Here is a 17,563-nt window from a genome sequence, read left to right as displayed (position 1 = left end):
GGTCGCGATCAGGTGCGCTCTACGATCGTCGGTATGGCCGAGTTCATCTACACCATGAAGAAGGTGCGCAAGACCGTCGGGGACAAGGTCATCCTCGACGACGTCAGCACCGCGTTCTACCCCGGCGCCAAGATCGGCGTGGTCGGGCCGAACGGTGCCGGTAAGTCCACCGTTCTCAAGATCATGGCGGGGATCGAGACGGCCAGCAACGGCGAGGCGTTCCTCCAGCCCGGTGCGAGCGTGGGCATCCTCATGCAGGAGCCGGAGCTCAACGAGGAGAAGACGGTCCGGGGGAACGTCGAGGAGGGCCTCGGCGAGATCAAGACCAAGCTCGACCGCTACAACGAGATCGCCGAGCTGATGGCGACCGACTACAGCGACGCCCTGATGGAGGAGATGGGCCAGCTCCAGGAGGAGCTGGACCACGCCGACGCCTGGGAGCTCGACTCGACCGTCGAGCAGGCGATGGACGCGCTGCGCTGCCCGCCGCCGGAGGAGGGCGTCTCGCACCTCTCCGGGGGTGAGCGCCGCCGCGTCGCGCTGTGCAAGCTGCTGCTGTCGGCGCCGGACCTGCTGCTGCTCGACGAGCCCACCAACCACCTGGACGCCGAGAGTGTCCTGTGGCTGGAGCAGTTCCTCTCCCGCTACGCCGGCGCCGTCCTGGCCGTGACCCACGACCGGTACTTCCTCGACAACGTGGCCCAGTGGATCATGGAGCTGGACCGCGGCCGCGTCGTCGGCTACGAGGGCAACTACTCGACGTACCTGGAGAAGAAGCGCGAGCGCCTCGAGGTCCAGGGCAAGAAGGACGCGAAGCTCGCGAAGCGGCTCAAGACCGAGCTCGAGTGGGTGCGGTCCAACGCCAAGGCGCGCCAGACCAAGTCCCGGTCGCGGCTCGACCGCTACGAAGAGATGGCGGCGGAGGCGGACAAGCACCGCAAGCTCGACTTCGAAGAGATCCAGATCCCGCCGGGCCCGCGGCTGGGCAACGTCGTGGTCGAGGTCGAGAAGCTCAAGAAGGGCTTCGACGACCGCGTCCTCATCGACGGCCTGTCGTTCGACCTGCCGCGCAACGGCATCGTCGGCGTGATCGGCCCGAACGGCGTCGGCAAGACCACACTGTTCAAGACCATCGTCGGGCTCGAGGAGCCGGACGATGGTGTGGTCAAGATCGGCGAGACGGTCAAACTGTCCTATGTGGACCAGAACCGCGGCGGGATCGACCCGAAGAAGACCGTGTGGCAGGTCGTCTCCGACGAGCTGGACTACATCCACGTCGGGCAGACCGAAATGCCGTCGCGCGCGTACGTCAGCGCGTTCGGTTTCAAGGGCCCGGACCAGCAGAAGCCGGCGGGCGTGCTCTCCGGTGGTGAGCGCAACCGGCTCAACCTGGCGCTGACGCTCAAGCAGGGCGGGAACCTGATCCTGCTCGACGAACCGACGAACGACCTGGACGTCGAGACGCTGGGCTCGCTGGAGAACGCGCTGGAGCAGTTCCCCGGCTGCGCCGTCGTGATCTCCCACGACCGGTGGTTCCTCGACCGGGTCGCGACGCACATCCTGGCCTGGGAAGGCACCGACGAGAACCCCTCGCAGTGGTTCTGGTTCGAAGGCAACTTCGAAGGGTACGAGAAGAACAAGGTGGAGCGGATGGGCGCCGAGGCCGCCCGCCCGCACCGTGTCACCCACCGCAAGCTGACCCGCGACTGAGGGGGCGGGTTTCCCCGTGGAAGCCAGCAAGCAGCACCGGACGGGCCCGCTCTCGCACGAGAGCGGGCGCGCCGCCAATGCCGGGGGAACCCTCTCCGCAGTAGGCCGGCTGATCGAGCGGGCGGACGCCCTGCACCTGCGGGCGCCCGAGCTAGCGCTCGTCCTGGGTGAGCGCGCGGCCGCGTTGTCCGAAGCCGCCGGCGCCGACGAGCAGTGGATCCGGTCCGAGAGCCTGGTCGTGTCCGCGCGCGTCCGGCTCGGCGAGCGGCCGGGCACGGTCGGGCGGGCGGTCGCGGCGTTGCGCGCGGCCGAGCACGCCGGCTACGGCGACATCGCCGCCCGGCTGCGCATCGACCTCGCCGTGTGCGCCCGCAGCCTGGGCGTGCCGCTGACCGGGCTCGCCGCGCTCCGGCCGGTGCTCACCGATCCGGTCGTCTCGCCGGTGCACCGCGCCGCCGCGCTGACCCACCTCGTCGGCTGCCTCGGGTTGCTGGGCCGGAAGGCCGAGCTGGACCGGGCGCTCGTCGAGGCGGACAAGCTCGTCCTCGGCGACGAGTCCCTGAGCGCCGACACCCAGCTGCTGGTGCGGGCGCTGCTGCGCGTCGGCACGGCCGCGCACCGGCGTCGCCACGGCGACCTGACCGCGGCGGCCGACGCGGCCCGGACCGGCCTGGGCTTCCTGGAGAAGCTGGACAACCCGGCCGACGACGGCGGCCTCGTCCGGATCCGGCTCGTGCTGCTGCTGGTGAGCACGCTGCTCGACCGCGGCGACGCCGAAATGGCGTACGAGATCGCCGAGCCGGTCCTGGCCGAGCCGGTGCGGGCGGCCGGGGTCGCGCCGATGGGCTGGCTGCGGCTGGCCGTCGCGACCCGGATCCACCTGTCCTCGGGGTCGGGCGAAGCGGCGATCGAGCTGGTCCGCGAAGCCGTGGCGAGCACCGACCGGCACGGGCTGTCCGCGGTCACCGCGCGGTTGTGGCTGGAGCTGGCGCAGCTGGAGGAGCGGTTCGGGCAGCCCGAAGAAGCCATCGCGTGCCTGTACCGTTCGCGGGCGGCCGAGCAGCTCCACGCGCGGGCCCGGCGGCAGGCGTGCGGTGTGCTGGCCGGCGAGTTCGGCACGGGGGAGCCGGCGTCGGTCGACCTCGACGAGGTGCTGAAGGCGGTGCCGTCGCGGCCGATTCCCGTCGTGGCCGAAGTGGTGGCGGTCCCGGAGCCTTCGCCGCGGACGCCGGGCTGGTCGTTCGGCCGCGAGGAGACCCCGAAGCCCGAGCCGCGGCAGCCGGCGCCCGCGTGGTCGTTCGAACGGCCGCGCGTGACCGCCGACGCGGCCGAGACGTCGTTGATGCCGGCGGTGCGGGACGAGCCCGCGGAGCCACGCGTGCGCCCGGAGCCGGTGGCCGTCGAGCGGCGGCGGCCGGAGCCGGCCGAGGCGAAGCCGACGGGGCGGCGTGGGCTGGAGCCGATCGAGGTGCGGTCGGCTTCGGTCGAGCCGGTGCGTCGGTCCGAGTCTGTCGAACTTCCGCGGCGTGAGCCGGTGCGTCGGTCTGAGCCTGCCGAACCCCCACGGCATGAGTCGGAGCCCATCGAGGTGCGGTCGGCCTCGGTTGAGCCGGTGCGTCGGTCTGAGCCCGTTGAATCCCCGCGGCGTGAGCCGGAGCCCATCGAGGTGCGGTCGGCTTCGGCCGAGCCGGTTCGTCGGCCTGATTCCGTCGAGCCTCAGCGGCCGGAGCCCATCGAGGTGCGGTCGGCGCCCGCCGACCCGCCGTGGCGGCGCGAGTCGCCCGGCCAGGCGCGGCCGATCCCGGCCGCGCCGGAACCCGCCGAAGCGCCACCGTCCGGACGCCGGCGCGCGCCGGAGCTCCCCGCCGAGCCGATCGAAGTCCGCACCGCGCCCGAGCGCCGGGCCGAACCGGCCGAGACCCGGGCCGCCGCTCCCGAGCCACCCGCGCCGCAGGAGATCGAGAAGCCCAAGTTCTCCTGGGCGGCCCTGGCCGAAGCGCGGCTGCGGGAGACCGCCGCCGAACGCGAGTCGGCGCCCACGCGCATCACGCCGGCCTTGCCGCTCGCGCCCGAGCCAGCCGCCGAGCGGGAGCCGCGGCGCGAACCACAGCCGTCGACCCGCCACGACGCCGAGCACGGTTCCGAGGCCGCCCAGTCGGTGCTGGACCGGTTGGGCATCTCGTCGTCGGGCGGCGCGAGCGGCGGTCGTCGCCGCGCCGAAGACGCGGAGACCCGCGCCGACGACAGCCCGCGCCGGGAGCGCGCCGAGCCGGAGCTGGCGCCACCGCCGCGGCCCGAGGACGAGCCGCCGTCGGTGCCGGACTACCGCGACGAAGCCGAGCCCTGGCTCCCGCGGCTGCGGATGCCGCCGTCCCTGGAGCCGATGGAGGACTTCGGCCACTGGACCCCGGCGACGGCCCCGTTCCCGGAGAGCTACGCGCGCGCCATCGCGGAGGACGAGCCCCCACCGGACGCGGGCCTGGCGGACCTGCTGGCCCGCGCACTGGCCGAGCACCAGGCGGGCACGGCGAGCGCGGCGGCGCTGGTCAAGCAGCTGGGCTCGAAGGACACGGGCCGCCGCAACGGTCACGGCCGCAACGGCCACGGAGCCGAGGTCCCCGACTCCCGCCGCCACGGCTCGGGCGACTGACTCGAGTCGCGGCCCGGCTGGTGTCTCGCATGCCTCATCCGAGGTAGCGGCGGAGCACCGCGCGGCGCCAAGCCCGAGTGGCGGCCCGGCTGGTGCCTTGCACACCTCATCCAAGGTGGCGGCGGAGCACCCCCGCGCCGCTCGGCCCGGCTGGGTGACTGGCCAAGCCCGCCGACCCTCGCCCGCCGTCCCCGTTTCACTTCGCGAAGCCCTCGCGCCGAACCACCCGGACCCGTCGCCGAATTGCCGGATTCGCCCACTCCGCACCGCACCCCGGCCCACCCCGCGTCGGCGAGACCCCCCTATTCGTCGCCGACCTGTCGGAGGCCCGCGGACAGTGGCGTCCGTCGCACTCCGGTGTCGCCGACCGGCCGACAACCTTCGCCGAACGGCTCCGGCGGTCCTCAGCTGAACCGATCATGTTGGCCCTACGTCGGGTAACGCCCGCCGACCCCGGCTGGTCAGCGCCGCGCGGAGCCTCCGAACGCAACCCGTCAGTAGCTTGACCGATCACGCGAATTCGCTGGCCCGGAAGGGTTTTCCGGGTCTGGGGAACCCCCGGGTCTTCATGTGATCCCCGATCGCGGCGCATTAGTGTGGGGTAGTCCGGTTCAACGCCGAAACGGCGCGGTGCCACCTCACGAATACTGGAGAGTTGCCTCAAATGAGCTCGACCGGAGTCTCGTCCCTACCCGGAACCGGAGCCGACACCGAACCCGAATTCGGTCAGCGCTCCCCGGCCAGCCCGGAGCAGATCAGGGACGACCTGATCGACGCCGCCGCCGGCCTGGCGCCGGAGATCGGGGAGCTCATCCGGCTCTACTACCGGCACATCCCGGCCGAAGAGATCGTCGGCGACGAGGCCGTCAACCTGGTCGGCGCGGTGCGCTCGCACCTGCAGCTCGCCAAGTCCCGGATGCCCGGCCGCCCGGCCGTGCGGCTGCTGAACCCCACCGTCGCCGAAGACGGCTGGGCGCGCGAAGCCACCGTCGTGCAGGTCGTCACCGACGACATGCCCTACCTCGTCGACTCGATCGCCGCGGAGTTCGCCCGGGACGGCGTGCAGGTGCAGCGGATCGTCCACCCGATCGTCGTCGTCAGCCGCGACCTGACCGGCGAGCTGCAGGAAGTCCACCCGGACGCCGACCCGGGCGAGCCGCCCGCGAACTCGGCCGCCGAGTCGTGGATGTACATCGAGATCGACTTCGTCACCGACCCGAACCGGGCCCGTGAGCTCGACAACCGCCTCTCCAGCGTCCTGGGGGACGTCCGCGAGGTCGTCGAGGACGCCGAGAAGATGGCCCAGACGGCCTGCCAGCTCGCGAGCGAACTCGAAACCGACCCGCCGAAGCTGCCCCAGGCCGAGGTCGCCGAAGGCGCCCGCCTGCTGCGCTGGCTGGCCGACGGCCACTTCACGTTCCTCGGCTACCGACGCTACGAGCTCGTCGACAACCCGCACCCCGACTCGGACGACCCGGCCCTGCGCGCCGTGCTGGCTTCCGGGCTCGGCGTGCTGCGCCAGGACAGCCTGGCCGCCCGCGGCCTCACCGCCGGCCCGGACACCGCCGCGTCCGCGCTTTCGCCGACGCTGCTGGTGCTGACGCAGGCGAGCGCGCCCTCGACCGTGCACCGGCCGGTCTACCCGTACTACGTCGGCGTGAAGACCTTCGACGCCGAAGGGACCGTCACCGGCGAGCACCGCTTCCTCGGCATGTTCACCACCACCGCGCTGCACGAGAACGTCCTCGACATCCCGGTGGTGTGCAAGCGGGTCCGCGAGGTCATCCACCGCGCCGGGTTCCCGATGGAGTCCTTCTCCGGCCAGCGGATGCTCGAAGTCCTGCAGAACTGGCCGCGTGCCGACCTGTTCTCCGCCGACACCGACTCGCTGTACTCGACGACGACCGGCGCGATCACGCTGTCGGACCGCCGTCGGCTGCGGCTGTTCCTGCGCCGCGACCCGTACGGCCGCTTCTACTCCTGCCTCGTCTACCTCCCGCAGGACCGCTACACGACGCGGTCGCGGCTGGCGATGCAGGAAGTCCTGCTGGAAGAGCTCGAAGGCACCCAGCTCGAATACAGCGCCCGCATCGGCGAGACGGTCCTCGCGCAGGTGCACTTCATGGTCCACACCGATCCCACGCGCCGGCTGGAGCCGGACACCCCGCGGATCCAGGACCGGCTGAACGACGCCGTCCGCAGCTGGGACGACCGGATGGTCGAGGCGGTCCTCGACGAACGCCGGGAGCGCTCGGACGGCGGCGTCGCCGTCGGCGTCCTCGGCGAGGAGTCGGCGACCGAACAGGGCCAGCGCTTCGCGAGTGTCTTCCCCGAGGGCTACCGGGAGGACTTCTCCGCCGAAGAGGCACTCGCCGACCTTCGCGCGCTCGACTCGCTGACCGACGAGGGCGACCTCGCGCTGTCGTTCTACCTGCCCGCCGACGCCGAGCCCGGCGAACGCCGGTTCAAGCTCTACCTGCGTGGCGAGGGCGTCACGCTGTCGAAGGTGCTCCCGGTGCTGCAGGCGATGGGCGTCGAGGTCGTCGACGAGCGGCCGTACGAGCTGCACCGCGAAGACGGCGGCGCGTGCTGGATCTACGACTTCGGCCTGCGCATCGACCAGAAGGTGATGGCCAAGCCGGACGCCGAAGCCATCACGGCGCTGCGCGACCGCTTCCAGGACGCCTTCGAGGCCGCCTGGCGCGGCGACGCCGAGGTCGACGGGCTCAACGGCCTCGTGCTGCGGGCCGGGCTCACCTGGCGCCAGGCGGCCGTGCTGCGCGCCTACTCGCGGTACCTGCGCCAGGCCGGCAGCGCGTTCTCCCAGGACTACATCCAGAACACGCTGCTGAACCACACCCAGGTCGCGACGAAGCTGCTGAGGCTGTTCGAGGCCCGCTTCGACCCGCAGCTGGGCGACGCCGACCGCGAGGCCGCGACCGAAGCGCTGGCGAGCGAGCTGAGCGCGATGATCGACGAGGTCACCAGCCTCGACGAGGACCGCATCCTGCGCCGGCTGATGGCCGTCATCCGGGCCACGCTGCGGACGAACTACCACGTCACCGACGCCGACGGGGCCCCGCGCAGCTACCTGGCGATCAAGCTCGACCCGGCCGGCGTGCCCGACCTGCCCGAGCCGCGCCCGCGGTTCGAGATCTTCGTCTACTCGCCGCGCGTCGAGGGCGTGCACCTGCGCTTCGGCGAGGTCGCGCGCGGTGGCCTGCGCTGGTCGGACCGCCGCGAGGACTTTCGCACCGAGATCCTCGGCCTGGTCAAGGCGCAGGCGGTCAAGAACGCCGTGATCGTGCCCGTCGGCGCGAAGGGCGGCTTCGTCGTGAAGATGCCGCCGGCCCCGACCGGTGACTCGAGCATCGACCGCGACGCCCAGCTCAACGAGGGCATCGCCTGCTACCGCATGTTCATCTCCGGCCTGCTCGACCTGACCGACAACCGGATCGAGGGCAAGACCGTGCCCGCGCCGGGCGTCGTCCGGCACGACGCCGACGACTCGTACCTGGTCGTCGCGGCCGACAAGGGCACCGCGAAGTTCTCCGACATCGCCAACGAGATGTCCGCGCGGTACGGCTTCTGGCTCGGCGACGCGTTCGCCTCCGGCGGCTCGGTCGGCTACGACCACAAGGCCATGGGCATCACGGCGAAGGGTGCCTGGGAGAGCGTCAAGCGGCACTTCCGCGAGCTGGGCAAGGACACCCAGACCGAGGACTTCACCGTCGTCGGCATCGGCGACATGATGGGCGACGTCTTCGGCAACGGCATGCTGCTGTCGGAGCACATCCGGCTCGTCGCCGCGTTCAACCACATGCACGTCTTCCTCGACCCGAACCCGGACGCCGCCTCGACGTTCGCCGAGCGCCGCCGGCTGTTCGACCTGCCGCGCAGCTCGTGGGACGACTACGACCGCTCGCTGATCAGCGAGGGCGGCGGGATCTACCCGCGCTCGGCGAAGTCGATCCCGATCAGCCCGCAGGTCCGCGAAGCCCTCGGGCTCGACGAAGGGGTCACCGCGCTGGCGCCGATGGACCTGATCCAGGCCATCCTGCTGGCGCCGGTGGAACTCCTCTGGAACGGCGGCATCGGCACCTACGTCAAGGCGGAGACCGAAACCCACACCGCCGCGGGCGACAAGGCCAACGACGCCATCCGCGTCGACGGCAAGCAGCTGCGCGTCAAGGTCTTCGGCGAGGGTGGCAACCTCGGCCTGACCCAGCTGGGCCGGATCGAGTTCGCCCGGTCCGGCGGCAAGATCAACACCGACGCGCTGGACAACTCGGCCGGCGTCGACTGCTCCGACCACGAGGTCAACATCAAGATCCTGCTCGACCACCTGGTGCAGACCGGGAAGCTCGAGGAGGCCCAGCGCAACGAGCTGCTGGCGGAGATGACCGACGAGGTCGGCGCGCTGGTGCTCGACGACAACTACCGGCAGAACGCCGTCCTCGGCGTCAGCCGGGCGCACGCCGCGCCGATGCTGTCGGTGCACGCGCGCCAGGTCCAGGCGCTGGTGGCCGCGGGCGCGTTCGACCGGAAGCTCGAAGCGCTGCCGAGCAACTCCGAGTTCCGCGAGCTGGAGAAGGCGGGCAAGGGCCTCACGTCCCCGGAGCTCGCGACCCTGCTCGCGCACGTCAAGCTGGAGCTGAAGGGCGAGTTGCTGGCCAGCGACCTGCCCGACTCGAAGGTGTTCGCCGGCCGGCTGTCCGACTACTTCCCGAAGCCGTTGCGCGAGCGGTTCTCCGACGCGATCGGCGAGCACCCGCTGCGCCGCCAGATCATCACCACGATGATCGCCAACGAGGTCGTCGACGGCGGCGGCATCTCCTTCGTCTACCGGCTGATGGAGGAGATGAACGCGACGGCGACCGACGCCGTGCGCGCGTACGCGGTGGTGACGCGGGTGTTCGACCTGCCGGCCCTGTGGACGGAGATCGACGCGCTCGACAACGTCGTGCACACCGACGTCGCCGACGCGATGGTGCTGGAGACGCGGCGGCTGCTCGACCGGGCCGCGCGCTGGTTCCTCACCAACCGCCCGCAGCCGCTGGCGCCGCTGTCGGAGATCAAGCGCTTCGGCCGGGTGCTGGGCAAGCTCGTGCCCAAGATCGGCGACCTGCTCCGCGGCCGCGAGGCGGAGTCGGTGCAGAAGCACGTGGAAGAGCTGATCGCCGCGAACGTGCCCGAGGAGCTGGCCCGCCGCGTCTCGCTGCTGCTGCACACCTACGGCCTGCTCGACGTCACCGAGGTGGCCGAACTCGCCGAGCAGCAGGTCGGCGTGGACGCCCCGCACAGCCCGGCGGAGACGGCGGAGCTGTACTACGCGCTGTCGGCGCACCTGGACGTCGACAAGATGCTGACCGAGATCAGCGCGCTCGAACGCGGCAACCGCTGGCACGCGCTCGCCCGGCTTTCGCTGCGTGACGACGTCTACGGGTCGCTGCGGGCGATCACGCTGGACGCCTTGAAGCACAGCGACCCGGGCAGCAGCGGGGACGCCAAGATCGCCCAGTGGGAGAAGACGAACGCGTCCCGGCTGCAGCGGGCCCGCGTCGCGCTGGACGAGATCACCAAGTCCGGCCGGCTCGACCTCGCGACGCTTTCGGTGGCGGCCCGGCAGATCCGGAGCACGGTGCGGTGACCTACGTTGCGCACGTCCGCCCGCGCTGGACGGACATGGACGTCTACGGCCACATCAACCACGCGAAGATGGTGACGCTGCTCGAAGAGGCCCGCATCCCGCTGCTGTTCAAGGGCGCCGTCGAGGCGGGGCTCGAGGAGCTGCCGAAGGGCATCGTCGTCGTCAAGCTGGAGGTGGCCTACAAGGCACCGATCGTGGTGTCCGGGCAGGAGCTCCGCGTGGACATCGACCTGACGGAGCTGCGCGCGGCGAGCTTCCGGCTGGCCTACCGCGTGCACACCGGGCCGGCCGAGTCCGACCCGGTGGCGGTCACCGCGGAGACGGTGCTGGCGCCGTACGACACGGTCGCGTTGCGGCCGCGTAGGCTCAGCCCGCCCGAGTCGGAGTTTCTGAAGCAGGGGTTCGCGGATGCCTGAGCTTTTCGTGCCGGACGCGGCGGACCGGGAGACCCTCGGTGCGTTCGTCGCCCGCGCGGTCCGGCTGGACGGCCAGACGGCCGTCCGGCTGCGGCAGCGCGGCGACGGCGTGGTCGAGGCCTGGACGGCGACGCCGTTCGAGTGCCTGGCCACGCGCGCGGTGGCCGGTGACGTCACCCCCGGCGACGTCACGGTGTCCGGCAACGAGCTGCTGGCGGCGCTGACGGTGGCGGGCGGGCCGCGGATGGATCCGGGCCCGGCGCGTGATCTTCTCTGGCACGGCGAGCTGCCGCCGTCCGGGCCGTGGCAGCTGGTCGACGAGCTGCCCGCCCGGGTGGTGTCGGACCTGGCCGACCGCGGCGTGACGCTGGCGCGCGACAACGCCGGCCCGCACGGCAACCCGCCGGCGTCGCTGATGGACCAGGCGGTGCTGACGGTCAGCGGCGGCACGGTCGAGGTCAAGGTCCAGATGCGCTGCCTGTTCGCGATGTCCGGCATGGGGTTCGTGGATTCGGACGTGGACGGCGACGTGGTCCGCGTGACGGCGACGGACTCGTGGCTGCGCCTGGACGCGCGCTACGGCGCGATCGTCCGGCGCCGGCACGCGCTGCTGCCGCTGCTGTTCTGATTACGGAATCCTTGTGTCGCGGGCGTGCGCCGGTTTTCGGTGGCACGCTGGTGCACATGCCCCCGGACGACGACCCGACGGCGGACTTCCTCGACGAAGTCCGCGCGGAGGAGACGCCCTGGCGTCGCGAGCGTCCGCCGGGGGAGCAGGCGCCGGAGCGCGCCGAGCGTCCTGAGAGGTGGGGCCGCACGCGAGCGGCGGGCCGGGCGGCCGCCCAAGCGGCGCCCTACCTCCAGGCCGCGGCGCTCGTGGCGTGGCTGGCGAGCGGCGCCTTCGACGACGGCTCCGGCTCCGGTGACCAGAGCAGTTGACAGCCTCGTGACCGATTGGTTACAGTCCGCGCCTTCCCGGAGGTGAGCCAGTTGATGAGGTTCCCGGCGTTCACCGTGGCCGTGACCCGCGAAGCCGGTCTGTGGACCGCGAAGGTGACCGACGGACTCGACGACGCCGCGGGTGAATTCAAGCAGTTCGTCGACGTCGACCCCGGCATGCGGAAGATCATCGCGAACCTGACGGGCCTCCCGGCCGAGCGGTTCCACCTCCGCTGGCGCTACGAGTTCGACGACGCGGACGCGACCGACCTCGTCCTGCAGTACCAGGAGGCGGACCGGCTCGCCGAAGAGGTCGCGCAGTGGCGTGAAGGGGTCCGCGCCCGCCTGGTCGCCACGCTGAACGGCCAGATCCCGCAGCGGGCGATCGCCGACTTGGTCGGGCTGTCGCACCAGCGCGTCAACCAGATCGCGCGGGGCGTGGCGCCGGAGGCGGCCGAGGTCGTCAAGCCCGGCCGGTGGGTGCCGCTCTAAACCAGCCAGGCAGCCGCGTCCGCCGGGAGCTTCCCGTCCACCAGCGGGCTGCTCGACAGCAGCACCTCGCCTGGCGGCAGCGCGATCGGCGACGCCGACGTGTTCAGCGCGCACACCAGACCGCCGCTCTTGCGGCGGAACGCGAAACACCCCGCCGGGGCGCCGTACCACTCCAGCTCGTCGCCGTCGAACGCCGGATGCGTCTTCCGCAGCTCGATCGCCTGCCGGTACAGCGAAAGCGTCGAGTCGGCGTCTTCGATCTGCTTCTCGACCGTGAGCTCGGCCCACTCGCCGGGCATCGGCAGCCACGTCCGCGGGTTGCGGGAAAACCCGAACGGCGGCAGGTCGCCTTCCCACGGCAGCGGCACTCGCGAGACGTCCCGCCCGAACTCGGCTCCGCTGGTCTTCGCCCGCGGGTCGGCCATCTCGGCGACCGGGATGTCCACGTTGGCCAGGCCCAGCTCTTCGCCGTTGTACAGGTAGACCGTGCCGGGCAGCGCCAGCTCGACCAGCGCCATCGCCCGCGCGCGGCGCACGCCCGCCGCGCCCCCGCCGTAGCGGCTGACCTGCCGCCAGACGTCGTGGTTGCCCAGCGTCCAGGTCGCGGGCGCCCCCGTGCGAGCCGGCACCGTCAGGGAGCGCTGGATGGCCGTGCGCATCGCGTCGGCGTCGAAGTGGGTCAGCACCAGCCGGAAGTTGAACGCCAGGTGCAGCTCGTCGGGCCGCAGGTACCGGGAGAGGCGTTCCTCGTCGGTCACCCAGATCTCGCCGACGGCCATCGCCTCCGGGTACTCGTCGAGCACCTTGCGGATCATCTGGTGGATCTCGTGGACGCCATCGTGGTCCCACCGCGGGTCGTAGTAGTGGCTGGGCCCGAGCGCGTCGGCACGCGGGTCCATGTCCGGCAGGCCGGGCGGCTTGGCCATGCCGTGCGCGACGTCGATGCGGAAGCCGTCGACGCCGCGCTCGAGCCAGAAGCGCAGGGTGCGTTCGAGGTCGGCGGCGACCTCCGGGTTGGCCCAGTTGAGGTCCGGCTGCTGCGGCGCGAACAGGTGCAGGTACCACTGCCCGTCCGGCACCCGCGTCCACGCCGGCCCGCCGAACGCGCTGACCCAGTTGTTCGGCGGGTCCTCGCCCTTCGGGCCGACGCCGTCGCGGAAGATGTAGCGGTCGCGCTCCGGGCTGCCCGGCGCGGCCGCCATCGCCGACTTGAACCAGGCGTGCTGGTTGCTGGTGTGGTTGGGCACCACGTCGACGGTGACCTTGATGTTGCGCTTGTGCGCCTCGGTCAGCAGCACGTCGAAGTCGCCGAGGGTGCCGAACATCGGGTCGACGTCACGCGGGTCGGCGATGTCGTAGCCGTGGTCGGCCATCGGGGACCGGTAGAACGGCGTCAGCCACAGCGCGTCGACGCCCAGCAGCTCCAGGTAACCGAGCCGGGAGTGGATGCCTTCCAGGTCTCCGACGCCGTCGCCGTCCGAATCGGCGAACGAGCGCACGTAGACCTGGTAGAAGACGGCATCGCGCCACCAGGCTCGGCTGCTCATCGGGGGCTCCGGGTGGCGGAGCCCCCGGCTCGGGGCGAAGCCCCGGGGGTTACAGCTCTCATACGAAGCTGTTCATCATGCTGTGGGCGGCCATCTCCAGGTAGGCCCAGAGCTGCCCGCGGTAGGGCTCCTCGAGGTTCTCCTCGTCGACCGCGATCCGGATGCAGCGCAGCCAGGCGTCGCGCTCGATCGGCCCGATCTTGAACGGCGCGTGCCGCATCCGCAGCCGCGGGTGCCCGCGCCGGTCGGAGTAGGTGTGCGGGCCGCCCCAGTACTGCATGAGGAACAGCCGGAAGCGCTCCTCGGCCGGCCCGAGGTCCTCCTCGGGGTAGAGCGGGCGCAGGATCTCGTCTCGCGCGACTTCTTCGTAGAAGCGCGCGACGATCCGGCGGAACGTGGGTTCGCCGCCCACCGCTTCGTAGAGGTTCGCCGGTTCGCTCACTGCTGACACGCCTTCCATTTTGCCTTCCGGGTGCGGGTTCCCGACGCCCGGTCCCGCTCCTCGCCGGAAGGTCGCGAACCCGTTTCCCAGCGTAACCACGCGGGCCGGGTCGTGAGCCATCTCACGACCCGGCCGCGGGAGCGCTACTTCTTCTCGGCCACCGGGGCGGAGTTCGGGAACAGCCGGCCGAGCGGGGGCTCGAAGCCGGCTTCCTCCAGGGCCGCCAGCAGCTGGCCGCGCAGGGCCCGCTGGACCGCCCACTGCTTGCCCGGCCGCACCTTCACGGTCAGGCGCAGCTGGAGACCTTCCGGGGTCACGCTCTCCACGCCCAGCATCTCCGGGGGCTCCAGGACGTTGTCCTTCAGCGCGTCGCTCTCGGTCGCGGCCAAGGCCGCCTCGCCGAGCACGGCGGACGCGCGCTCGACGTCGGCGGTGTAGCCGAGCGGGACGTCGACGAGCGCGACCGCGAAGCCCTGGCTCGAGTTGCCGACGCGCAGCACCTCGCCGTTGCGGACGTACCAGACCGTGCCCTTGACGTCGCGCAGCGTGGTGATCCGCAGGCCGACCGCCTCGACGGTGCCGGTCGCCTCGCCGATGTCGACGACGTCGCCGACGCCGTACTGGTCCTCGACCATCATGAAGATGCCGGAGAGGAAGTCCTTCACCAGGTTCTGCGCGCCGAACCCGATCGCGACGCCGATGATGCCGGCGGAGGCGATGATCGGGCCGAGGTCCAGGCCGAGCTCGCCCAGCACGAGGATGAAGGCGAGGCCGTAGATCAGGAACGTCGCCATCGACTTCAGCACCGAGCCGATGGTCTGCGCGCGCTGGCGGCGCCGTTCGATCACGGCGGAGCCCAGCACCTCGGGGGCGCGCTCGCGCAGGGGACGCAGCAACGTGGGGAGCTTTCCGCTGCCTCGGGGGAGCGTCGTGACGCGGTTGATCATCCGCCGCAGCAGCAGGCGCACGACGAACGCGATCACGATGATCATCAGGATCTTCAGCGGCTTGGTCAGCAGCCAGTTCGTCGAGCCGGCCAGCCACTCGTTGCCGGTGGCCTTGAACACCTGGAAGCACAAGGTGGACGCGTCGTTGATGCACGGCGTCTGGCCGGCGGTGAGCAAGGGGGACACGGGAGTTCGATCATCCTTCCGATCAGGTCGGTGAGCCCAACTGTAAGTGGATGTTGGGTCGCGCGGATGTGACACGTCGTGTAACACACGTGCGCTGGGGGCCTGTTCTGTGGTCGACTATGCCTACGCCCCTGGAGGTGGTCGAGTGCCAGACCGACAACCCAGCCCCCGCGGCGTCTCCGGCCAAGCCATGGCCGCCGAGACGCCAGAGGTGGTCCTGCGCGCCTATCCGGGGGGTTCCGCATCCGGCGGAGCCGTCCCGGCCGGGCCGGGGAACCGCCCAGGGGGAGTTACCCGCCCGCCCGGACAGCGTAGTAGAGGCCGGGATCCGGCAGCCCCGGCCTGGGGCCGGCGCCGGGTGCTCCTGCTCAACGCCACTTTCGAGCCGTTGACCGCGTTGCCGCTGCGGCGCGCGGTGGTGCTCGTGATGTGTGGCAAGGCCGAAGTGGTGCACGGCGATCCGGGCGGCATCGAGCTGCATTCGGCGAAGGTGTCGCTGCCCGTGCCCTCGGTGATCCGGCTCAGCACGTATGTGCGCGTGCCGTACCGGGCCCAGGTGCCGCTGACCCGTGCCGGGCTGATGCACCGCGACCGGTACCGCTGCGCCTACTGCGGTGGGCGGGCCGAGACGATCGACCACGTCATCCCGCGCAGCCGGGGCGGGCCCCACGCCTGGACGAACTGCGTCGCCTGCTGCGCCAAGTGCAACCACCGCAAGGCGGACCGGCTGCTCTCGGAGATCGGCTGGCGCCTGCGCGTCGTCCCGCGCGCCCCGCACGGCCCGCACTGGCGGCTGCTCGCGCACTCCAAGGAGGCCGATCCGCTCTGGCGGCCGTATCTCGGCTCCGCGGCTTGATCTTCCCCGGCTGACGGAGCCCGGACGTAACGGCGCCCCGGCTGCCTTGCGGCGGCCGGGGCGAGCCGGGTGCTTGCGCGTGTTCAGGTAGTGCGTACGGCCTTGGAACGAGCGGTCAGGCAGCGAGCGCGTAGTCGCTCTGGCAGGTGACGCGGGTCCCCATGGTGACGCGCGTGCCGCGGGTGACCCGCGTGCCTCGCGTGACGCGGGTGCCGCACGTGACCCGCGTGCCGGCCGTCACTCGAGTGCCCATCGTGACGCGAGTGCCCCGGGTGACGCGGGTACCGCGGGTGACCCGTGTCCCCGCCGTCACCCGGGTGCCCATGGTGACGCGCGTTCCCGCCGTGACGCGAGTACCGCGAGTGACGCGTGTACCCCGGGTAACCCTTGTGCCCGCCGTCACACGCGTTCCGGGCACGAATTCGATTTCGCTGGGTGACGAGGTGGCCTCGGTGATCGCCTGTGCGGGGGTGTGGACGCTGTTCATGGCAAGGCCTCCTGGGACCGGTGCGTTACCTGCTGGGGCTGGGGAGCGGGGCGCAAGGCCCGTACAGGTGAAAAAGCTACGAGGATTTCAAGGCTGCGACAAGGCGACAGCGGCGGGTGCGGCCGCCTGTACGTTGAGTTGCAACCTTTCGGCCCGACGGTCTTCGCCCCAACGTTCCAGTCGCCGCGAGCCAAGCGGCGGACGGCAGTCGGCTTACGACGAACGGTCGAGTGCGGCGCGCGCGGTGGCCGTCGAGGTCATCCGATACGCTCAGCGCCGTGAACGTTGTCGAGACGATCGTGGTCTTCGCCGTGATCCCGCTGGCCATCTACGGCCTCGCCGGGCTGCTGACGCTCCGGCGCAGGTCCGGCGGTGCCCCGCGGCGCCGGTCCGGCCAGGCCTGGGACTACCCGGCCATGTGGTGGAGCGCCAACCCCGAAGGGGTCGGCGCGGGGCACCACGCCGCCACCGAGAACAGCGCGCCCGAGGGCGCCCCGACCGCGGCAGGAGGCGCTCGTGGCAACTGGTGAGCTGACGAAGCGCGTCGACGAGTCCGAACTGGGCTACGGCGAGGCTCTCACGTCGAGCGGCCGCGTGTCGGCCGCGAAGATGTACGAGCCGGAAGTGCCGACGAGCCCGTTCACCACCCGCCAGCTGGCCCGCCTCGACGAGGCGCTGACGTTCGCGAGCCGCGAGACGGGTCTCGACTTCAGCCTGTACCTCGGCGAGCTGGGCGAAGACAGCCGGTCGGCGGCGGAGAAGCTGCACGCGACGACGTCGAACCCGGCGAACTCGGTCCTGATCGCGGTCTCCCCGGGCGAGCGCCTGATCGAGATCGTGACGGGCAAGACGGCCTACGTCCGCCTGCCCGACCGCGGCGCCAAGCTGGCGATCGCCAGCATGGTGGCGTCCTTCAAGGAGGGCGACCTGGTGCGCGGGCTGGTGAACGGCCTGGTGAACGCGCTGCGCATGCTGTCCGACCAGGCAGGCCCCGCGCCCCGCTGACGCAGAGACGCGAAGAGCCCCGCACCTCAACCCGAGGTGCGGGGCTCTTGCACGTTCGGGGTGGGTCTTGAGCGCCCCGGTGTTGACGCTGGGAACACTTGAGGTTGGTCGCGGCGGCTGGTCCGTTCCGACTGCCTTGCCGCGGCCGGCACCCGCCTCACGCAGGTGAAGTTCCCAGTCGCCCAACGGGCCCTGATGACGCAGAGACGCGAAGAGCCCCGCACCTCGAGCCGAGG

14 protein-coding genes are annotated in these 17,563 nt (G+C 71.6%); 10 read left to right on the top strand and 4 right to left on the bottom strand.

Features of this window, described 5'->3' with window-relative positions:
- Positions 1 to 33: 33 nt before the first annotated feature.
- From ettA to QSK39_RS28105, 7 genes are all read left to right on the top strand, one after another.
- Positions 34 to 1,710: an energy-dependent translational throttle protein EttA gene (gene ettA, locus QSK39_RS28135; protein WP_285480809.1), complete on the top strand. Its 1,677-nt coding sequence runs from the start codon at positions 34 to 36 to the stop codon at positions 1,708 to 1,710.
- Positions 1,711 to 1,726: 16 nt separating this feature from the next.
- Positions 1,727 to 4,360 (top strand): tetratricopeptide repeat protein, encoded by a 2,634-nt coding sequence (locus QSK39_RS28130; RefSeq protein WP_285480808.1) that lies wholly within the window; start codon positions 1,727 to 1,729, stop codon positions 4,358 to 4,360.
- Positions 4,361 to 5,024: 664 nt separating this feature from the next.
- Positions 5,025 to 10,010: an NAD-glutamate dehydrogenase gene (locus QSK39_RS28125; RefSeq protein ID WP_285480807.1), complete on the top strand. Its 4,986-nt coding sequence runs from the start codon at positions 5,025 to 5,027 to the stop codon at positions 10,008 to 10,010.
- Positions 10,007 to 10,426 (top strand): acyl-CoA thioesterase, encoded by a 420-nt coding sequence (locus tag QSK39_RS28120; protein WP_285480806.1) that lies wholly within the window; start codon positions 10,007 to 10,009, stop codon positions 10,424 to 10,426. Before QSK39_RS28125 ends, QSK39_RS28120 begins: the two co-directional genes overlap by 4 nt.
- Positions 10,419 to 11,054: a DUF8010 domain-containing protein gene (locus QSK39_RS28115; protein WP_284742175.1), complete on the top strand. Its 636-nt coding sequence runs from the start codon at positions 10,419 to 10,421 to the stop codon at positions 11,052 to 11,054. Before QSK39_RS28120 ends, QSK39_RS28115 begins: the two co-directional genes overlap by 8 nt.
- A 56-nt stretch (positions 11,055 to 11,110) precedes the next feature.
- Positions 11,111 to 11,365 carry a hypothetical protein gene (locus QSK39_RS28110; RefSeq protein WP_285480805.1) on the top strand — a complete coding sequence of 85 codons (255 nt, stop codon included), beginning with the start codon at positions 11,111 to 11,113 and terminating at the stop codon, positions 11,363 to 11,365.
- A 54-nt stretch (positions 11,366 to 11,419) separates the two neighbouring features.
- Complete coding sequence (locus QSK39_RS28105; RefSeq protein ID WP_285480804.1) at positions 11,420 to 11,857, top strand: hypothetical protein; 438 nt, start codon at positions 11,420 to 11,422, stop codon at positions 11,855 to 11,857.
- On the opposite strand, the gene QSK39_RS28100 is transcribed toward QSK39_RS28105, so the two are convergent.
- The 3 genes from QSK39_RS28100 to QSK39_RS28090 all read right to left on the bottom strand — a co-directional run bounded on the left by QSK39_RS28100 (position 11,854) and on the right by QSK39_RS28090 (position 14,979).
- Positions 11,854 to 13,404, bottom strand: a complete 1,551-nt coding sequence (locus QSK39_RS28100) for a glycoside hydrolase family 13 protein (protein ID WP_285480803.1) — start codon at positions 13,402 to 13,404, stop codon at positions 11,854 to 11,856. The two genes, QSK39_RS28105 and QSK39_RS28100, sit on opposite strands and share 4 nt — an antisense overlap.
- A 58-nt stretch (positions 13,405 to 13,462) precedes the next feature.
- Entirely contained in the window at positions 13,463 to 13,846 is a 384-nt protein-coding gene (locus tag QSK39_RS28095) for a globin (protein ID WP_072477289.1), read from the bottom strand.
- 143 nt (positions 13,847 to 13,989) lie between these two features.
- Positions 13,990 to 14,979, bottom strand: coding sequence for a mechanosensitive ion channel family protein (locus QSK39_RS28090; protein ID WP_285480802.1), 990 nt, complete (start codon positions 14,977 to 14,979; stop codon positions 13,990 to 13,992).
- Positions 14,980 to 15,337: 358 nt separating this feature from the next.
- On the opposite strand from QSK39_RS28090, the gene QSK39_RS28085 reads away from it, so the two are divergent.
- On the top strand, positions 15,338 to 15,835 hold the full coding sequence (locus QSK39_RS28085) for an HNH endonuclease (RefSeq protein ID WP_329044121.1): 498 nt from the start codon (positions 15,338 to 15,340) through the stop codon (positions 15,833 to 15,835).
- A 115-nt stretch (positions 15,836 to 15,950) separates the two neighbouring features.
- On the opposite strand, the gene QSK39_RS28080 is transcribed toward QSK39_RS28085, so the two are convergent.
- Positions 15,951 to 16,322, bottom strand: a complete 372-nt coding sequence (locus QSK39_RS28080; RefSeq protein WP_284742168.1) for a hypothetical protein — start codon at positions 16,320 to 16,322, stop codon at positions 15,951 to 15,953.
- Positions 16,323 to 16,600: 278 nt separating this feature from the next.
- On the opposite strand from QSK39_RS28080, the gene ctaJ reads away from it, so the two are divergent.
- A complete protein-coding gene (ctaJ, locus tag QSK39_RS28075; protein ID WP_285480800.1) occupies positions 16,601 to 16,852 on the top strand; it encodes an aa3-type cytochrome oxidase subunit CtaJ in 252 nt (83 codons plus the stop codon).
- Positions 16,839 to 17,327 (top strand): DUF5130 family protein, encoded by a 489-nt coding sequence (locus tag QSK39_RS28070; protein WP_285480799.1) that lies wholly within the window; start codon positions 16,839 to 16,841, stop codon positions 17,325 to 17,327. The genes ctaJ and QSK39_RS28070 overlap by 14 nt, the downstream gene beginning before the upstream one ends.
- Positions 17,328 to 17,563: the final 236 nt, after the last annotated feature.

Origin of the sequence: Amycolatopsis sp. NBRC 101858 (assembly GCF_030269325.1) — a bacterium.
GTDB lineage: Bacteria > Actinomycetota > Actinomycetes > Mycobacteriales > Pseudonocardiaceae > Amycolatopsis > Amycolatopsis ponsaeliensis.
Note: the sequence above shows the minus strand (reverse complement) of the source record. Positions and strands in the feature narration are given on the sequence as shown.